The 17,039-nt window shown below is 74.2% G+C and carries 13 protein-coding genes and 1 pseudogene; 3 read left to right on the forward strand and 11 right to left on the reverse strand.

Translation table 11 applies throughout. The features are described from left to right. Positions 1 to 3 precede the first annotated feature (3 nt). The gene (locus ACX25U_RS34815) at positions 4 to 216 is read right to left on the reverse strand and encodes a hypothetical protein (protein ID WP_454385945.1); all 213 of its coding nucleotides are present in this window, start codon (positions 214 to 216) and stop codon (positions 4 to 6) included. A gap of 480 nt (positions 217 to 696) precedes the next feature. Between ACX25U_RS34815 and ACX25U_RS34820 the strand changes: the two genes are divergently transcribed. Both ACX25U_RS34820 and ACX25U_RS34825 read left to right on the forward strand, forming a co-directional pair. Further along, positions 697 to 1,038 (forward strand): hypothetical protein, encoded by a 342-nt coding sequence (locus tag ACX25U_RS34820; RefSeq protein ID WP_454385946.1) that lies wholly within the window; start codon positions 697 to 699, stop codon positions 1,036 to 1,038. 6 nt (positions 1,039 to 1,044) lie between these two features. Beyond that, entirely contained in the window at positions 1,045 to 1,578 is a 534-nt protein-coding gene (locus ACX25U_RS34825) for a hypothetical protein (RefSeq protein WP_454385947.1), read from the forward strand. Between the two features lie 41 nt (positions 1,579 to 1,619). Here the strand turns inward: ACX25U_RS34825 and nrfD are convergent, their stop codons facing one another. The 6 genes and pseudogenes from nrfD to ACX25U_RS34855 all read right to left on the reverse strand — a co-directional run bounded on the left by nrfD (position 1,620) and on the right by ACX25U_RS34855 (position 8,715). After that, positions 1,620 to 2,645, reverse strand: coding sequence for an NrfD/PsrC family molybdoenzyme membrane anchor subunit (gene nrfD / locus ACX25U_RS34830; protein WP_454385948.1), 1,026 nt, complete (start codon positions 2,643 to 2,645; stop codon positions 1,620 to 1,622). Beyond that, the gene (locus ACX25U_RS34835; protein WP_454385949.1) at positions 2,642 to 3,688 is read right to left on the reverse strand and encodes a 4Fe-4S dicluster domain-containing protein; all 1,047 of its coding nucleotides are present in this window, start codon (positions 3,686 to 3,688) and stop codon (positions 2,642 to 2,644) included. The genes nrfD and ACX25U_RS34835 overlap by 4 nt, the downstream gene beginning before the upstream one ends. After that, positions 3,685 to 5,340: pseudogene (gene qcrB, locus ACX25U_RS34840) on the reverse strand (cytochrome bc1 complex cytochrome b subunit). The gene ACX25U_RS34835 and the pseudogene qcrB overlap by 4 nt, the downstream one beginning before the upstream one ends. Positions 5,341 to 5,483: 143 nt before the next feature. Beyond that, a complete protein-coding gene (locus tag ACX25U_RS34845; RefSeq protein ID WP_454385950.1) occupies positions 5,484 to 6,704 on the reverse strand; it encodes a ferritin-like domain-containing protein in 1,221 nt (406 codons plus the stop codon). Continuing rightward, positions 6,701 to 7,558 carry a phosphate/phosphite/phosphonate ABC transporter substrate-binding protein gene (locus ACX25U_RS34850; RefSeq protein ID WP_454385951.1) on the reverse strand — a complete coding sequence of 286 codons (858 nt, stop codon included), beginning with the start codon at positions 7,556 to 7,558 and terminating at the stop codon, positions 6,701 to 6,703. The genes ACX25U_RS34845 and ACX25U_RS34850 overlap by 4 nt, the downstream gene beginning before the upstream one ends. Continuing rightward, complete coding sequence (locus ACX25U_RS34855) at positions 7,555 to 8,715, reverse strand: acyl-CoA dehydrogenase family protein (RefSeq protein ID WP_454385952.1); 1,161 nt, start codon at positions 8,713 to 8,715, stop codon at positions 7,555 to 7,557. The genes ACX25U_RS34850 and ACX25U_RS34855 overlap by 4 nt, the downstream gene beginning before the upstream one ends. 218 nt (positions 8,716 to 8,933) lie before the next feature. Between ACX25U_RS34855 and ACX25U_RS34860 the strand changes: the two genes are divergently transcribed. Next, the gene (locus tag ACX25U_RS34860; protein ID WP_454385953.1) at positions 8,934 to 10,868 is read left to right on the forward strand and encodes a thiamine pyrophosphate-binding protein; all 1,935 of its coding nucleotides are present in this window, start codon (positions 8,934 to 8,936) and stop codon (positions 10,866 to 10,868) included. A 270-nt stretch (positions 10,869 to 11,138) separates the two neighbouring features. Here ACX25U_RS34860 and ACX25U_RS34865 read toward each other — a convergent pair whose 3' ends face one another. The 4 genes from ACX25U_RS34865 to ACX25U_RS34880 form a co-directional block, all read right to left on the reverse strand. Beyond that, positions 11,139 to 11,528 (reverse strand): hypothetical protein, encoded by a 390-nt coding sequence (locus tag ACX25U_RS34865; RefSeq protein ID WP_454385954.1) that lies wholly within the window; start codon positions 11,526 to 11,528, stop codon positions 11,139 to 11,141. 105 nt (positions 11,529 to 11,633) lie between these two features. Then, entirely contained in the window at positions 11,634 to 13,787 is a 2,154-nt protein-coding gene (locus ACX25U_RS34870; protein WP_454385955.1) for an alpha/beta fold hydrolase, read from the reverse strand. Further along, entirely contained in the window at positions 13,760 to 15,544 is a 1,785-nt protein-coding gene (locus ACX25U_RS34875) for an N-acetylglutaminylglutamine amidotransferase (RefSeq protein ID WP_454385956.1), read from the reverse strand. The genes ACX25U_RS34870 and ACX25U_RS34875 overlap by 28 nt, the downstream gene beginning before the upstream one ends. 308 nt (positions 15,545 to 15,852) lie before the next feature. Then, a complete protein-coding gene (locus ACX25U_RS34880; RefSeq protein WP_454385957.1) occupies positions 15,853 to 17,016 on the reverse strand; it encodes a carboxylate-amine ligase in 1,164 nt (387 codons plus the stop codon). Between the last annotated feature and the right edge of the window lie 23 nt (positions 17,017 to 17,039).

Here is a 17,039-nt window from a genome sequence, read left to right on the forward strand (position 1 = left end):
CGGTTACGTGTCGTCCCGCTCCGTTCCCCCGCGGTCGGCGGGCCGGACGACCCTGGACCCCAACTGCTCGCGGTCTTCCCGCGGCAGATTCTCGTACAGCCGGGCGAAGACGGCATTCTCGAAGGCGACGTGCCGTCGCAGCTGGTTCCCGAGCTGCTCGGCCAGGTCGACGATGGACTGCCGGCGCAGACGCTGGGCCTGGCTGCGGCTGGGCACGGCTCCCGTCTCCTTCCGGGCCGGTCCGGTGGCTGGTGATGCGAAGTGCCCCGGGCGTGGCGGGCGAAACCGGAAGCCTCCCGCGCGGAAGGCGCGAACCGTGGACGCCGGGGAGGCTCCCGCCTCCGGCATGACGGTGTGTCTGCTCGCAGACCGTCCATCATGTCCGTAATACCCGAACGGCCGCGGTTTCGTAGGGCGGGGACGGGAGTGATCGTATGGCTGCCGGGAGCTTTGGCCACGCGGCGGTGATCAGGTGATCCAACGCCGTATTTTCGGCAGTGCATTCGCCTTGGAGTCCACGATCGCCGGGTTCGTTTTCCTGGTCGTGTGCGCCCTGCTCGGCCACGCGCTCCTCAGGCGGCGTGCCGGACGGCAGCCGACCGCCTCCCGGCGCGAAGCGTCGGGCATCGCTGCAGGGCGGGAAAGCTCACGCGGGGCGCTGCTGGTTCTCGATGTACTGGCGTACGGCGGTCAGCGGTGCCCCGCCGCAGCTCCAAGGTAGGAGGGAATCTCCCGGCTTCAGCCGGGAGAGCACTTCAAGGCGAGAGCTCCCTGGTCTTCTGGCTGTGGGGCGGGGTCGTCGCGCTGCTGGAACTGGCCGGAGTGCTGGTGCTCGCCTCCTCGCGTCTCGGCCCCGACCAGCACGTCCGCTACCGGATCCCGGACCGCGGGGCCGGAGCGGTACCGGTCGCCGCGTTCGGCTTCGCGCTGGTCGCCCTGGCCTTCGTCTACGGCCTGTGGCTGCTGGCCCTGGCCGTTCCGCTGCTGGGCGTGGCGATCGCGCTGGCCGTGCACGGCACGAGCGCGGCGGAGAGGTGAGGCGGCATGGACCACTCCGCGCATCCGGCGGGGCTGTCGCCGGCCGTGGCGATGGGCCTGTCCGGGTTCGTGCTCGCCGCGGTGGTCCCCGGCGTCGTACGGCTCACCCGGCGCTCCCCGCTGTGGCGGTGGGCGAGCCTGCCGGCGGGCGCGGCCCTGCCGCTGCTGGTGGTGGTGCACGCCTGGGCGGTGCTCGGCGACCTGGCCGGGCTTCTGCCACCGGCCGGTGCCTGGCTGACGGAGCCGGTGCTGCTGGTGTCCGCGGTGCTCTTCTGGCTCCCCGTCCTCGCCCGCACCCGGCACCGCCTGAGCGATCCCGGCCGGTGCCTGTACCTGTTCCTGGCGGCCCCGCTGCTGGACCTGCCCGCCCTCGGCGTGGTCACCGCGGGCCGCCCGGCGGAGGGGATCGCCATGATCGTGGGCATGCTGCCCCTCGGCATCGCCGCGGCAGCGGTCACCTGGTCCTGGGCGAACCGCGAGGAACGGCTGGCCGTGGACGACCTCGCCCTGTCCCCGGGCAGTGCCCCGCATGCCCCCTGACACCCGCCCGCACGCGGGGACCGCCGTAGGCCGGCCGGGCGTCAGCCCGCGCCGGTCCGTAGCCGTTCTCGCTGGGGCACGACCGTGTACTTGGGGTCCTCCGCGGAGGTCACGCCGGCGTGGAACACACCGAACCTGAGGGCGGCGGAGCCGGAGAGGAGGGCTGCCCCCGCCGCCACGGCCAGGGGCCGGCTGCGGCGGCGGCCCGCGAGCGCGGACAGCGCCGCGCCGCCTGCCGTGAGAAGCTCCGCCGCGCGCAGCAGCTTGTGCGGTTTGCCCTGCTCGAACGGCTCGGCCGCCAGACCCATCCGGCGTTTCATCAGCTGGAAGGCGCCCATCTCCAGTGCGGCACCGAGCACTGCCATGCGGCGCGCCGGACCCGCCTGTTCGGTCGGCACGCAGGCCAGCGCCAGCCCGGCCGCCGCGCTCGCGCCGGAACCGGCGAACACGAACGGCATCTCCCGGTAACCCTCGTGCCACGAGGGCACCGCCGTGTCGGAGATCAGCACGGCGGTGTAGGTGGCCACCGCCGGACCCAGGACGGCGGCGGCCGCCGTGGAGCCGGCGCCCAGGACGCGGTAACGGCCCGCCACCTCGGCGGCCGCGGCGGCCACCGTCAGCGGCGCGTACCCGGCCAGCAGCCAGGAGCCCACGCTCATCGGCGAGGTCGGCTTGAAGACGCGGAGCATGTTGACGAACCGGGCGGGCCGGCCGAGGTCGTGCACCAGTGCCGCCAGCGACGCCGAGATCGCGCCCGCCGCACCCAGCTTCGCCGTCCGGGCCAGCGCCGGCCGCCCCGTGGCCTGCGCCCCGGCCGCCAGCAGCGACGACCCTCCGGCCAGCCCTCCGAGCCAGAGGTAGCCGGCGATGTCCAGGGGTTCCCAGACCGGCTTGTTCAGGACCGGTTTGCCGTAGTAGGACGAGAACCGGGCCTCCGGCACCATCGGCTGCTCGCCGCGTCCGCGACGCCGCCTGTGCCGCCCGCGTCCGCCGCCCGCGCCCGTCGGGACGTCCCGCCCCGGCCGCGCTCCCTCGACACCCCCGCGGGTGACGTCCGATCCGCTCACCGTGGCCTCCTGACAAAACTGGCGACGGCCAGCGCGGCGAGCGACACGGCGGCCGTCGCCGCGTGCTTCCACATCGCGGGCAGATCCCTGGTGGTGACCACCGGGTCCGGCGGCAGACCGTAGACCTCGGGCTCGTCGAGCAGCAGGAAGAACGCGCCGTCGCCGCCGACCCCGTCGTCCGGGCTCTCCCCGTACAGCCGTGCGTCCGTCACACCGGCCGCGTGCAGTTGCGCCACCCGGGCGGCCGCCCGCTCCCGCAGCTGCTCCAGCGGCCCGAACTGGATGGAGTCGGTGGGACAGGCCTTGGCGCAGGCCGGCTCCATGCCGACGCCCAGCCGGTCGTAGCACAGCGTGCACTTCCAGACCCGCCCGTCGCCCTTCCGCTGGTCGATCACCCCGTACGGGCAGGCGGGCACGCAGTACCCGCAGCCGTTGCACACGTCCTCCTGGACCACCACCGTGCCGAACTCGGTACGGAACAGCGCCCCCGTGGGACACACGTCCAGGCAGGCCGCGTGAGTGCAGTGCTTGCACACGTCGGAGGACATCAGCCAGCGCAGCTCGGTCCGCCCGTCGGGCGACACCGGGGAGATCTCCCCGGCCGGCGCGTCCGCGGGCGCCGACTCCGGCGGGGGCACCGTGGCCCCGGGACCGGGGGAGGAGGGCGAGGTGCCCGGCTGCCGGGCGGCCTCGAACACGTCGAACCCGCCGTGCCGGCCCCCGGGCTCCTGACCGCCCAGCGGCTTGCGCTGCTCGATGAAGGCCACGTGCCGCCAGGTGTCGGCACCGAGCCCCTGGGTGTTGTCGTACGACATGCCGGTCAGCTCCAGGCCGTCCTCCGGCACCGAGTTCCACTCCTTGCACGCCACCTCGCAGGCCTTGCAGCCGATGCACACCGAGGTGTCGGTGAAGAAGCCCATCCGGGGCGGGGCGTCGGGGTACCCCGACGCCCCCGCCACGTTCGGCTGCGGCCCGAACAGCAGGTTCCCCGGGGACGCGGCCTCGCCCGCCCCGTTCACCGCCGCCGTACTGCCTTCGGTCATGTCCGGACCTCCTTGGCTCCGCTCTCACTGCTCTGCTCGGCCTCCTCCGGACCGGCCCGCGCGATCCCGATCCGCTGCCGCTGCCACTCGGTGGCGGGCATCTCCACCCGTTTGCCGAAGAACCACCGGCTCAGCGCGTTGCGGATCCGGTGCCTGCGGAACCAGCGCCAGACCTCCGTCCCGTGTGCCCGGGGCCGTGGTTCGGCACGCACGAGGATGCGGTACGCCTCCTCCCCGGACAGCAGCGTCCGCGCCTCCTCGTAACCGCCCCCTGACGTGCGCCGCACCTGCGCCGTGACCTGGCCCTCCAGCAGCCGCCGGCGGTCGGCCGCCTGCAGCCCGAGGCAGGCCCGCCTGGTGGCGTGGTAGACCACGAACGGCACCACGAACACACCGGCGCGCAACCAGTACGTCAGCAGCTCGAACGGGACGTGGAACACTTACGACAGGACGTCCTGGCCACCCGCCAGCAGCAGCACGCCGTAGACTGAGACGGCCGCGGCCCCCAGGGTGGTCCGGGTCGGCTCGTTGCGCGGCCGGTCGCACAGGTGCTGCTCGGGGCGCGGGCCGGTGAGCCACCGCTCGAAGTACGGATAGGCGTACAGGACGAGGAACAGCAGCGTGGGCAGCGCCACGCCCGGCAGGAACACGTCCCAGGCGACGGTGTGCCCGGCGATGTTCGTCTCGGCGGCGGGCATCAGCCGCAGGGCGCCCTCCAGGAAGCCGAGGTACCAGTCCGGCTGGGCGTCGATGGAGACGTGGTCGGTGCGGTAGGGGCCGAAGTCCCAGATCGGGTTGATCTGCATCAGCGCACCCATCAGGGCCAGTACGCCCATCAGGGTGAAGAACAGGCCGACGGACTTCGTCGTGTACTGCGGGACGAGGGGCTTGCCGATCACGTTCCGGTTGGTGTGGCCGGGCTTCGCCCACTGGGTGTGCTTGTGGTACACGATGAAGCCCAGGTGGATGCCGACGAGGGTGAGGAACAGGGCGGGCAGCAGCAGGATGTGGAACACGTACAGGCGCGGGATGATCTCGTGCCCGGGGTACTGGCCGCCGAAGACGAAGAACTGGAAGTAGGTGCCGACCACCGGGATCGACAGCATGATGCCCTGGGCGGTGCGCAGACCGGTGCCGGACAGCAGATCGTCGGGGAGCGAGTAGCCGGCGAATCCCTCCAGCAGGGCGAGCCCGAACAGCGTCACCCCGATCATCCAGTTCGCCTCCCGCGGCCGGCGGAAGGCACCCGTGAGGAAGATCCGCATCAGGTGCACTCCGATCGCGGCGACGAACACCAGCGCGGCCCAGTGGTGGACCTGCCGCAGCATCAGGCCCCCGCGGACGTCGAAGCTGATGTGCAGCACCGACGCGTACGCCTCGGACGTCCGCACCCCGCGCAACGGCGTGTAGGAGCCCAGGTAGGGACGCTCCGTCATGTCCGGGTGGAAGAAGAAGCTCAACCAGATGCCCGTCAGCACCAGCACCAGCAGGCTGTACAGGGCGATCTCGCCCAGCAGGAACGACCAGTGGTCGGGAAACGCCTTGCGCAGGAACTGCTTGCCCGCCATGGACAGCGGCAGCCGTTTGTCGAGTGCGGACGCCACCCGTTCGCCGCGTGCGGGCGGCTCGGAGGAAGCGTGCCTGTCAGCCACCGCCACGCCGCGCCCGCCTTTCCGCCGCCGTGTCCGGCCCCGCACTCCCGGTGCTCGTCCTGAGCCTGGCACGGGTGCCCGGACGGCGCGCGCTCGAAACCGCGTCCGGGCGTACGCCGCCGGGCGGTGTGTGCGGTTGCCCGCTACATGAAGTTGCGGGTGTGCAGCGCCGACAGGGCGGCGGCCTCGTCGTCGGGGAAGCCCAGCCGGGACAGCCGGTGACGCCGTCCCTCGTCCATCTCCGCCTGCAGCCGCTGCACCGCCTGCCAGCCGCGGGCGATCGCCTCCGGGTCCCACGATCCGGCGGCCAGCAGCACGAGCGCGTCGAACACGTCCCGGTTCAGGCCCGCGGTGTCGGCCAGCGCGTCGTGACGACGCTCCACGGCGGCCCGCAGCCGGCCGCGCAGACGCGGGTCCACGCCGGCCCGGTGCTCCAGATGGCCCAGTCCGAAGGCGACGTGCCGGGCCTCGTCCTGCCGCACCAGACGGCTGATCCGGCGTGTCACCGGGTCCGGCGCGTGCCGGTCCAGGAACGTCAGCAGACTGAGGAAGCTGCCCTCCCCGAGCACGGACAGCAGGAACGACGCGATGGAGAAGTCCGGTTCGGTCAGCAGGGTCGCGAGCGACGCCCGGCCGCCCGCCGACGACGTGCCCATCACGCCGCCCTTCAGCAGTGCCCGCCGGGTGAAGACCTCCACGTGCCGGGCCTCGTCGGCGGCCTGCACGGCCAGCAGTTGCAGCACCTCGCGGAAGTGCGGGTGCACCTGGACCAGCAGCCGTGCGGGTACGACCAGCGCCACCTGCTCGTTCTCCACCAGGTACGTCATGACCTGGACGACGGCCGCCTCCACCTCGTCCGGCAGGGTGAACGGCGTCTGCCACGGCACCGCGGTCAGCGGGTCCCACTGCGCGGCGGCCGCCTGCCGGTACAGGCGCGGCGCGAGATCCGTCCAGGCCGTGTCCCGGTCGGTGACCGTGAACGGCAGCCGCGGCCCGCCGGCCTCCACCAGCGCGCCGCGTGCCGCCGGCCCCCAGTGCAGCGGCGCCCGGCCGGTCACCTGCACCGCCCGCGGATCCCCGGCCCGCTCGGCGCCCCGCAGCCGGTCGGCCCCTCCGGAGCCGCGCACCACGTACGCCCGGACCGGCGCGTCGCCGGGCGGCACCGCCGAGACGCGGTGGCCCTCCCGGCGGCACCAGACGGAGAGATGGGTGACCAGGGCCGGATCGGTGCCGGACACGGCCAGGCGCCCGCCGGACGGCAGTGTGCGCAGCGCCCGGTCGAGCAGCAGGTGGGCTCCCCGGTCGAGGCCGAGCCCGGCCAGGTCGAGCAGGGCGGTGCCGGGCGGTGGCGGCCCGGCGGTCATGGGCGGTAGCCGGTGGCCGTGACCCGGCCGTCCGCGTCGTAGAAGCCCTCCTCGTCCACCGCGGCCGTCAGGGCGGCGTACCCGCTCCCCCGCGCGGGCAGCCACCGCGTGAGCCCTTCGAGGTCCATCAGGTGGCGCACCTCGGGGTCCGCGGCGGACATCGACAGCAGCAGCGCGGTGAGGCGTTCGCCGAGCTCCGGGTCGAGGGACGGCCCGGCCGCCAGGACGCAGTGGTCGAAGGGGGCGGTGCGGGTCAGCAGTCGGGTGGCGCCGGGAGGCAGGGTGCCCTCCTGGCCGAACAGCAGATGGTTGGCGTCGATCATGCAGGCCGCCGCCACCTCGCCGGCCATCAGGGCGCGGGCCGCGTCCCGCTCGCCGCCGATGTGGTCGCCGTGCAGGCCCACTCCGGTGTCATGGCGTACGACCCGGAAGTCCACGCCGGGTTCGAGGCCGAGTTCCCGCAGGTGGTGCAGGGGCAGCAGGGTCGCCTGCGGCGAGTCGACCGCGCCGACGGCGACGGTCCGGTCCTTGAGGTCGGCGACGGCGCTGATCGGCGTGTCGGCCCGGACGACGACCACCGAGGTCAGGTCCCGGTCGGTGTCCCGCATGACGAGCGGCCGCACCGGCACGCCCGCCGCCCGCGCCAGCCGGCGGGTGCGCAACCAGGCCAGCGGGGAGTGCCAGGCGGTGTCGATGCGGCCGCGCACCAGGTCCTCGGCCTGCCGCTCGTAGTGGGCGTGGAGCACGAAGTCGAAGGGCAGGTCGTGCCGGCGCAGCCAGGCACGGAAACCGGACCAGATGGTGACGACCTTCGGGTCGTAGGCCACGGCGCCCAGGACCAGTGGACCCTTCACCGGGCCTCCTCGAACAGCGGCAGCCCCAGGCCGGCCCGGCCGCAGAAGTCGTGCAGGGTCTCGGTGGTCGGTGCCATCACCCGCGCCGCCAGCGCGTCACGGAACCGCCGCTCCACACCCAGCTCCCGGCGGAAGGCAGCCCCGCCGCACAGTCGCATGGCGCCGTCCGCCACCTCCGCGGCGGTCTCCGCCGCCAGTGCCTTGACCTGCAGCACCCGCAGTCGCGCGTCGGGGCGGTCCGTCGTCAGCGCGGTGAGCGTGTCGTTCAGGAGGCAGCGGGCGGCGTCGGCGCGCAGCCGTAGCCGGGCGTAGCTCTGGCGGGCCGTCGGCTGCTGCGCCAGGGTCTGGTCCAGGTGCTCCAGGCGGCTGCCGCGCAGGTGCTCGGCCGTCAGGTCCAGCAGTGTGCCGGCCACACCGAGGGAGAAGGCCGCGCTCAGGACCAGGAAGACGGGCATGACCAGGCTCAGGGCCGTGTCCAGACCCTCGCCGTCCACGCCCAGCAGGGCCGTCTCGGGCACCGTGACGCCCGTGGCGGTGACGGGGCTGGAGCCGTTGCCGCGCAGTCCGAAGCCGTCGTAGTCGCCCTGTACGTGCAGTCCCGCGCTGCCGCCGGGCACCAGCCACAGCGACATGACGCCCTCGGCCCGCAGTGGCCTGCTGGACCACACATAGCTGTCGGCCTCCCCTGCGGAGGTGACCCACGACTTCTCCGCGTCCAACCGGACCGCGCCCTGCCGTCCCGGTGTCGCGGTGCCGCAGGGCGCCCAGAAGTGGCTGCGCGATCCGCGCTCGGAGAACGCCAGCGTGCTCAGGTGCCGGCCCTCGGCGACCGCCCGGCGCACGTCCCGCGGCCCGTACCGGTCGATGACGGTGACGGCCGCGTAGTGCATGAGCAGGACCATGGCCGTGGATCCGCACGCGCCGGCCAGCCGCTCCACCACGCCGGCCGCCTGCCGCAGGTCGCCGCCGCCCCCGCCGTCCTCGGGGGAACCGAGCAGCCCCAGCAGCCCGGCCTCGGCCAGGGCCCGCACGCCCTCCCTCGGGAACCGGCCGGTGCGGTCCACCTCGCCGGCGAGCGGTCCTACTGTCTCGCGGAGCACCGCCTCGAAGTACTCGCCCATGACGAGGGCCGGCGGGGCCTCGGTGGATGCGGTCATACGGCTCCCTCGCAGATGGGCGGAAACGTCCGGGTCCTGGGGGGCCACTCAACCAGGACCGACGGCGCGTACAGGGGAGCGCGCGCCTGCCCGCACGAAAGAATGATGATCAGCTCACGACCGGGCGAGAGGTCGCCGGTTGATCATCGGCGGTTTGGCGGCGTGGGGGCGGGCTACCCGGTGCCGCGATCCTCGGCTCCCAACTGCGGGAGGTCCACGTGGCCGGCGTTTGTGAGCTCATCGCGGCGCGCCTGCGGGCATGGGGAGTGGACCGGGTCTTCGGCGTCCCCGGACCGGACGTCGACGCCCTGGTCGGCGCACTCGGCGACGAGCGCCACGGCCCGGAGCTCGTCCAGGCCCGGCACGCGGAGTCCGCCGCGCTCATGGCCTGCGCCCACGCCAAGTTCACCGGCCGGCCGGGCTGCTGCCTCGCCCCGGCCGGCTCCGGCGCCCTGCATCTGCTCAGCGGTCTGTACGACGCCGCGCTGGACCGGCAGCCGGTCGTGGCCCTGGTGGGGGAGGACCGGCCTTCCCCGGACGCGGACGTCCGGCGGCGAGCCGTCCCGGCGGTACGGCTCTTCGCGGATGTGTCCGAGTTCTGCGAAGTGGTGTCCGAGCCGGGGCGGGTGCGGGACGCGCTGGACCGGGCGGCACGCGCCGCGCTCACCGGCCGGGGCGTCGCCACGCTGATCGTGCCGCGAGCGGTCCTGCGGACCGAGGCCGCACCGGAACCCGCGCACGAGGACCGGCCGGCCGACGCCCCCGTCGACTTCCGCCCGCCGGCGCGGTGGGCGGACGAGCGGGAAGTGCGGCGGGCGGCGGTCGTCCTGAACGAGGGGCACAGGGTCGCGGTCGTGGTGGGGCCGGGCGGTGCGGCCGCCTCCGGGCAGGCCGTCGGCGCGGTCGAGCTGCTGGGCGCCGGAGTGGCCAAGACACCGCTCGGCCGCGACGCACTGCCCGACGGCCTGCCCTACGTCACCGGTGTGGCGGCCCCCTCCGGCAGCGCGGTCGCCGCCGCCCTGCTGCGGGAGTGCGACACGCTGCTCCTGGTGGGAGCGGAGGACTTCGCCGGGCGTCTGCTGCCGGGCCGCGGCCCGCGCGTGATCAGCGTCGATCCGGACGTCTCCGCGCGGCCGGCGATCCGCGGCGCGTCCGAGGCCGTATGGCTGACCGGGGATGTCACCGCCGCGCTGGACACGCTCGTCCCGCTGCTGCACCGCAAGCGTGACCGTCGGTGGCGCACGGACGTCGAACGGGCGGTGGGCCAGTGGCGTGCTCAGGGCCGCCAGAAGGCGGCGCGGTTCTTCGGCGCCCTGGTCAACCCCCGCTCCGTCGTCGCCGAGCTGTCCGCGCGCCTGCCGGACCGCTGCGTCGTCGTCACCGACTCCGGCTCCGCCCTGGACTGGTGGACACGGCACCTGGAACTGCGCAACGGCATGCGTGCCTCCCTCTCGGGCCACCTGGGCACGCCCGGAGCCGCCGTGCCCTACGCGGTGGCCGCCCGCCTGGCCTTCCCCGATCGTCCGGTCGTCGCCCTGGTCGGCGACGGAGCGCTCCAGGCGAACGGCATGAACGAGCTGATCACCGTCCGGCGGCATCTGCGACGGCTGGCCCAGGCGCCTCCGCTGGTGTTCTGCGTCCTGAAACAACGGCGACCTCAGCCGGCTGACCTGGGAGCGCCGCGCCGAGGCCGGGGACCCCCTCCTCGCCTCCTCCGGCGAGCTGCCCCGGGTGTCCTACGCGGACTACGCCCGGCTGCTGGACCTGCCCGGTGTGCGCTGCGAGCACCCGGGCGAGGTGGCCCCCGTCTGGGAGGGCGCCCTGCGGTCCACCGGCCCGGTCCTGCTGGAGTTCGTCGTGGACGGCGAAACCCCGCCCGACTGGGCGTCGGCCATCGGCGCGGGAGAGGTCAAACGGCTGTTCCTGCCCGGCATCGCGCGCCGCACCCTGCGGCGAAGGATCGCCGCGGCGGTCGGCGGTCTGTTCCGCACGGCCTGACCGGCAAGGACGCGCACCCATGCGGGTGGACGGCGACGGACGCGGTTTCGGCACCGCCGGAAAGGAAACCTGCGCAGAGCCCACGCCGGCCGACTGTATCGACCGGTGCCTGGAGCACGTCCAGGCCCGCACGGCCTGCGCGGACGCCTGCCTGAGCGAGGACATGGCCGCCGAGCTGCGCAGACGCATCCGAACCGACCTGGACTGCGCGGACGGCTGCGACGCGACCGCGCGGATCCTGCCCCGGCACACGGGGTACGGCGCGGACGTCACCCGCGATGTCCGCGCGGCCTGCGCCGCATGCGCTCAGGAGTGCGCCCGGCACGCGGAGGCGCACGAGCGCCGCGCGATCCGCGCGCAGGCCCGCCGGCGCTGCGAACAGGCGCGCCGGCCCCTGCTCGCCTTCCTGGGCCGGCCCGGGACGCTCACGGCTCGGGCCGCTGCCCCAGGTGCGCGTTGTGCCAGGCGATGGCACGCCGGATCTGGGGATCCTGCAGGCCGGTACGGCAGCCGAGCTGCCCCATCGTGAGGAACCGGGTGCTGCCGCTCAGGGCGCGGTCGATCTTCGCGGCCCACAGCTCCTCCGGCACGAACTCACGACCCTCGTACTCCTCCCGGACGGCGGCGAGGTGCTCCTCACAGCAGGCGGTGACACGGCGCAGGCCGTCGAACCAGTCGTTGGTGGGATGAACGGCGGAGGAGTCGGGGACGTAACCGCGCACCGCCTCGTCCTCCGGGAAGGTCGCGCCACACAGGTCGCACAACTCCAACGGCAGCGGCTGAGCCGGCCGTGCCCGCTTCTTGCGCTTCCACATCGGGACTCCCGATCACGGTACGTCTCCCAACATATAGGAGTTTCCGCACATGGAGGAGCTGTAGCAGAAGCCGGTGGCGAAACGCCCGGTACGGGTGACGCGGCGTCAGCCGACCAGGTGGCGCTGGATCCAGTCGGCGGCGGCCCTGCGGAAGGTACGGCGGTTGTCCGCGCGCCGGAAGTCGTGCCCCTCGTCGCGCAGGACAAGGAGCTCCGCCTCCACCCCGTGCTCCCGTGCGGCCCGTACGAACTGCTCGGACTCGCCCGGCGGCACGTTGGTGTCGTGCTCGCCGTGCACGGCCAGCACCGGAACGCGCAGCGCGTCGACGCGGCTCATCGGCGACAGCTCGTGCAGCAGTTCGCGGTCGCGCTCCGGGTGCCCGTACTTGTGGGCGGCCGACCGGGCCAGCCACGGCTCGGTGCCGGCGAAGAACGTCGCGAGGTCCGACATGCCGCACACCGGGACGCCGGTGCGGAACAGGTCCGGATGCCACACGAGGGACGCCATCGTCAGATAGCCGCCGTAGGAATGGCCCATCACGGCCAGCCGGCGCGGGTCGGCCAGGCCCTCCAGGACGGCGTGGGCCGCGCAGTCGGCGACGTCGTCGATCGCCGCGAACCTCCCCCTGCCCAGGTCCGCGTCGACGAAGGAACGGCCGTACCCGGAGGAGCCGCGCACGTCGGGGGCGAAGACGTCCAGTCCCCGGCCCAGCAACTCGTGGTACAGCGGGTCGAACACCGGGCGCTCCTGCTCCTCCGGACCGCCGTGCAGGTGCAGCACGCACGGCGCGGGCTCCGCGGGCGAGCGGCCCGGCGCACGGTAGTACCAGCCGCCCAGGCCCAGTCCGTCCCGTGCGACCGGGCGCACCGGCACCGGCCGTACGGGAGGGTGGGCCCCCGGGGCGACGTCCTCGTCGCGCGAGGACCACGGGGTGCGCAGGGCGGCGCCCTGGGGCAGCCACCACACGCCGGGCCGGCGCAGCGATCCGGACAGCGCCACGACGGGCGCGTCCGGGTCGGTGGTGACGGCCACTCGGGTGACGACCTCGTGGGGGAGCGGTACGGCGCGGGACGGCCCGGCGGTACCGGTCGCGGCCAGCGGGGCGACCTCCAGCTCGCTGACGCCGCGTACGTTCCAGGACAGCACGGCGCCGCGGCCGTCGCGGTCCAGGGCCAGCAGGTCCAGGCCGCTGCCGTCGCGTTCGGCGGCCACCGTCAGGCCCAGCCGGTGTCCTGGCCGGTCGAGGGCGACCGCGTACAGGGCGGCGTGCTCACGAGCGTGGTCGCTGCGCAGCCACAGCGTACGGGCGTCCGGCGCGAATCCGCCGACCCAGGGGTCGCCGTCGGCGACCGGCACACGGCAGGTCACCCGCAGGTCGTGCGTACGGACGACGAGTGCCTCGCGCCGGCCGCGCGGTCCCCGGCGCAGTAGCGCCAGCCGCCCGTCCCGGCTCACGTCGCACACCCGCAGGGCGGCGGCGTCGCGCTCGCTCGCCAGCAGTACGGGGGCGGCCGAGCCGTCGGGGTCGACGAGGTACGCCGACAGGGTCCTGGGCGTGAGCTCGGCGGAGGAGGGTGAGCCCCCGGCGGCGAGAGCGGCGGTCGACGGGCGCGACGGCGCGGTCAGAAGGGTCGCGCGGCCGTCGCGTGCGGCCCGGTCATCGGGAGCCTCGGCGACCGTCACCGCGAGCGCCGAACCGTCGTGCGTCCAGCAGCCCAGGTGCGCGGAACTCCCCGGCTCGCCGCCCGCCAGAACCCTCCGTCCCGTACCGTCGGGGCGCACGCACAACACGCGCGTGTGCTCACCGCCGCCCGGCGCGGTGGTGTACGCGATCCACCGCCCGTCGGGCGACCAGGCCACCTCGGTGACCGGATGGGGCTCGGCGTCCAGCAGGTGCACCTCGTCACCGTCGACCGGCCCCGCCCACAGCTGGGGCACACCGGCCCGGTCACACACGAAGGCGACGTACCGCCCGCCGGGATCCACCGACGGATACGAGCACCCGTGCGAAATCGGCAACCGCGGCATCGCGTCCACGGGGACGGCCGCGTCCGGCAGGAGTACAGGCTCGGGCGCGGGCCGCGCCTCGACGGGCCCCACCCCACCGGGCAGCTCGGTGGCGACCGCACGCACAAAAGGGCCCGCGCCCTCTGCCCGGACCGTTCCCGCCCCGCCTGCCGTGGTCAGGTCTCCCGAAGCGGCCCCGCCCGGCGGCGACAGAGGGGCCTCGGTCACTGGATTCCGTGGGTCTGCAGCCATATCTCCAGCAAAGCAACCTGCCACAGCGCGTTGGCCCCGCGCTTGGTGCGGTGGGTGTCGGGAGCGGCGAGAAGTTCGTCGACGCAGGTCTGGCGGAAGATGCCGCGGGTTCTCGCCTCGGGGGCACAGAGGACCTCGCGGACGCGCTGCAGCACCGGTCCGGCCATGTGCTTGATCGCCGGGACGGGGAAGTAGCCCTTGGGCCGGTCGACGACCTCCCGCGGCAGGACCCTGCGGCCCGCGGCCTTCAGTACGCCCTTGCCGTCGTCCGCGAGCTTGAGCCCGGGCGGGCAGGCGGCCGCCAGCTCGACCAGTTCGTGGTCGAGGAACGGCACCCGGGCCTCCAGGCCCCAGTCCATCGTCATGTTGTCGACCCGCTTGACCGGGTCGTCGACCATCATCACGTGTGTGTCCAGCCGCAGGTCCGCGTCGAGCGCGGTCTCGGCGCCCGGCGCGGCCATGTGCGCGCGCACGTAGTCGCCGGAGACGTCGCGCGCGGGCAGCACGGCGGGCTCCAGCATGCGTGCGAGGTCGGCGTGCGGCCGGTCGAAGTAGGTCTCGGCGTACGCCTCGGCCGCCCGCCGGCGTGGCACCCGTGCCATCGCCGGATACCAGTGGTAGCCGGCGAAGACCTCGTCGGCGCCCTGGCCGCTCTGTACCACCTTGACCTCCTTGGCCACCTGCTCGGACAGCAGGTGGAAGGCCACCACGTCATGGCTGATCATGGGCTCGCTCATGGCCCGCACGGCCCCGTCGAGGGCCTGCGAGACCCGGTCGGAGGGGACCATCAGCTGGTGGTGGTCCGTGCGGAAGTGCCGCGCCACCAGGTCGGAGTAGCGGAACTCGTCGCCCTCCTCGTCCCCTTCGGACTCGAAGCCGACGCTGAAGGTGGCCAGGTCCTCCTGCCCCTCGTCGGCCAGCAGCGCCACGATGAGGCTGGAGTCCAGGCCGCCCGACAGCAGCACGCCCACCGGCACGTCGGCGACCATCCGGCGGCGTACGGCGGTGCGCAGGGCCTGAAGGACCGCGTCCGTCCAGTCCTGGGCGGACAGGCCGGCGTGCTCCGGGCGGCGGGTGTAGAGCGGCTGCCAGTAGCAGTGGTCCTCGGCGGAGCCGTCCGGCTCGACCACCCGGACCGTGGCCGGCGGCAGTTTGCGTACGCCGCCCAGTACGGTGCGGGGCGCGGGCACGGTGGCGTGCCAGCTGAGGTACTGGTGCAGCGCCACGGGGTCGATCGAGGTGTCCACGCCGCCGCCTGCCAGCAGCGCGGGCAGCGAGGAGGCGAACCTCAGCCGCCCGGGGGACTCGGCGACGTACAGGGGCTTGATGCCCAGCCGGTCGCGGGCCAGGACCACCCGCCCGCTGTCCTGCTCGACGATCACGAAGGCGAACATGCCGTAGAAGTGATCGACGCAGGAGGTACCCCACTCCTGGTACGCCTTCAGCACCACCTCGGTGTCGGAGTCCGAGAAGAACCGATGCCCGCGGGTGACCAGATCGGCACGCAGCTCCCGGTAGTTGTAGACGCACCCGTTGAACACGCCCACGAGGCGCACCCGCGGATCGGCCATCGGCTGAGCCCCGCTGTCCGACAGGTCGATGATCTTCAGCCGGCGGTGCCCGAGCGCGACCGGCCCCTGCGACCACAGCCCGCGTCCGTCGGGTCCGCGGGGCGCGAGCCGGTCGGTCATGCGCTCGAGTGCGGCCAGATCCGGCCGCCCGCCGTCGAAGCGGACCTCGCCGCTGAGCCCGCACATCAGACGGACCTCCCTTCCGCGGCGGCGCCAGGGCCTGTCCGGAGTTCCCCGCCCGCGCCGCGCCGCTCCCCCGGCCCGGCGGCCGGGAGGTGCCCCCGGCACCGGGCGCCGCGGCGCCCGCCCTCCGGGCGGACGACGGGAAACTCCGGACAGGCCCCAGGGGCGGTCGGTCGGTCGGCTGCGGTCGCAGGAGCGGGGACGTGGGACATGACGGGAACGACTCTCCTCGAACGGTCGTACGGCAGCGTCGGCGACAGGCGGCGAAGCGGGCCGGGCGGACGGACATCAGGTGCGGACGGCCGGCGCCGTCAGGTTCCGGCCCCGTCGGTCACCGGGCTGGGACGGCGGGCGCGGGTGGTTCCGGCCGGCGCGGCGGCACGCGGGACGGGCGCGCCGCGGGTCTCGGCGACCATCAGGTCGACGCTGGCGAGCAGGTCCTCGTCCTCGGCCGCCCGCCGCAGCCGGTGCGCGGCACTGCCGTCGGCCAGGGCCTCGGCCATCAGTTCGCGCACGGTCTCCCAGTCGCCGGACGCCTCCAGCGCCGGGTGCAACCGGGCCACCATGCCCTGCAGCACCACGGGGGCGGGGACGGCGCATCGGGTGACCGGGTCGACCAGCGGTCCCTCGAGGCCGGAGCGAGCGGCCCGCCAGGTGGCGGCCCGCAGCCACTCGTGGTGGCCGTCGCACCGGGGGCCGCCCCCACGGGCCAGCCGGTCGCACGCGTCCCGGACCAGGGCCCGGAAGAGCCCCGCGATCAGCACGACCGTCTCCACGCGCGGGCAGGCGTCGCAGATCCGCAGCTCCAGCGTGCGCTGGTGCGCGCAGGGCCGTACGTCGTGGTAGACCATGCCGGCGTCACTGATGACGCCCGAGCGGATCAGCTCCTCCAGCGCGGCGTCGTACGCGGCGGCGTCCGTGTAGTGGCCGGCCGGCCCGGCGGTGGGCCAGCGCTGCCACAGCATGGTGCGCCAGCTCGCGTAGCCGGTGTCGGTGCCGAGCCAGAACGGCGAGCTGGCGGACAGCGCCAGCAGCGGCGGCAGCCACGGCGAGACCAGGCACATGGCACGTACGGCGGTGTCCCGGTCGGGTACGTCGACGTGCACCTGCGCGCTGCAGATGAGCTGTTCGTCGGCGACCCTGCGGTACTCGTCGGCCATGTGCAGGTAGCGGCGGTCGGCGGTGACGTGGCCGGAGGTCACCCGGGCCAGCGGTACGGTGCCGGCGGCCACCGACGCCAGGCCCAGCGAGGAGGTCGCCGCGTCCAGCCGCCGCCGGGAGTCGGCCAGGTCCGCGTGGAGGGCGTCGAGGGTGTCGTGGACCCCGCTGTTGCTCTCCACGACCGACTGCTGCAGCTCGGTCGTGAACCCGGGTCCGTCCAGCCGGCCCAGTACGGCGCGGGCGCGCGGCACCAGCCGGCCGCTCTCCACGTCCAGCACGTGGAATTCTTCCTCTGCCCCGATGCGCAATGTCACGGTCTTTCCTTGCCCTCGTGATC

It is taken from the genome of Streptomyces sp. JNUCC 63, from assembly GCF_054366325.1.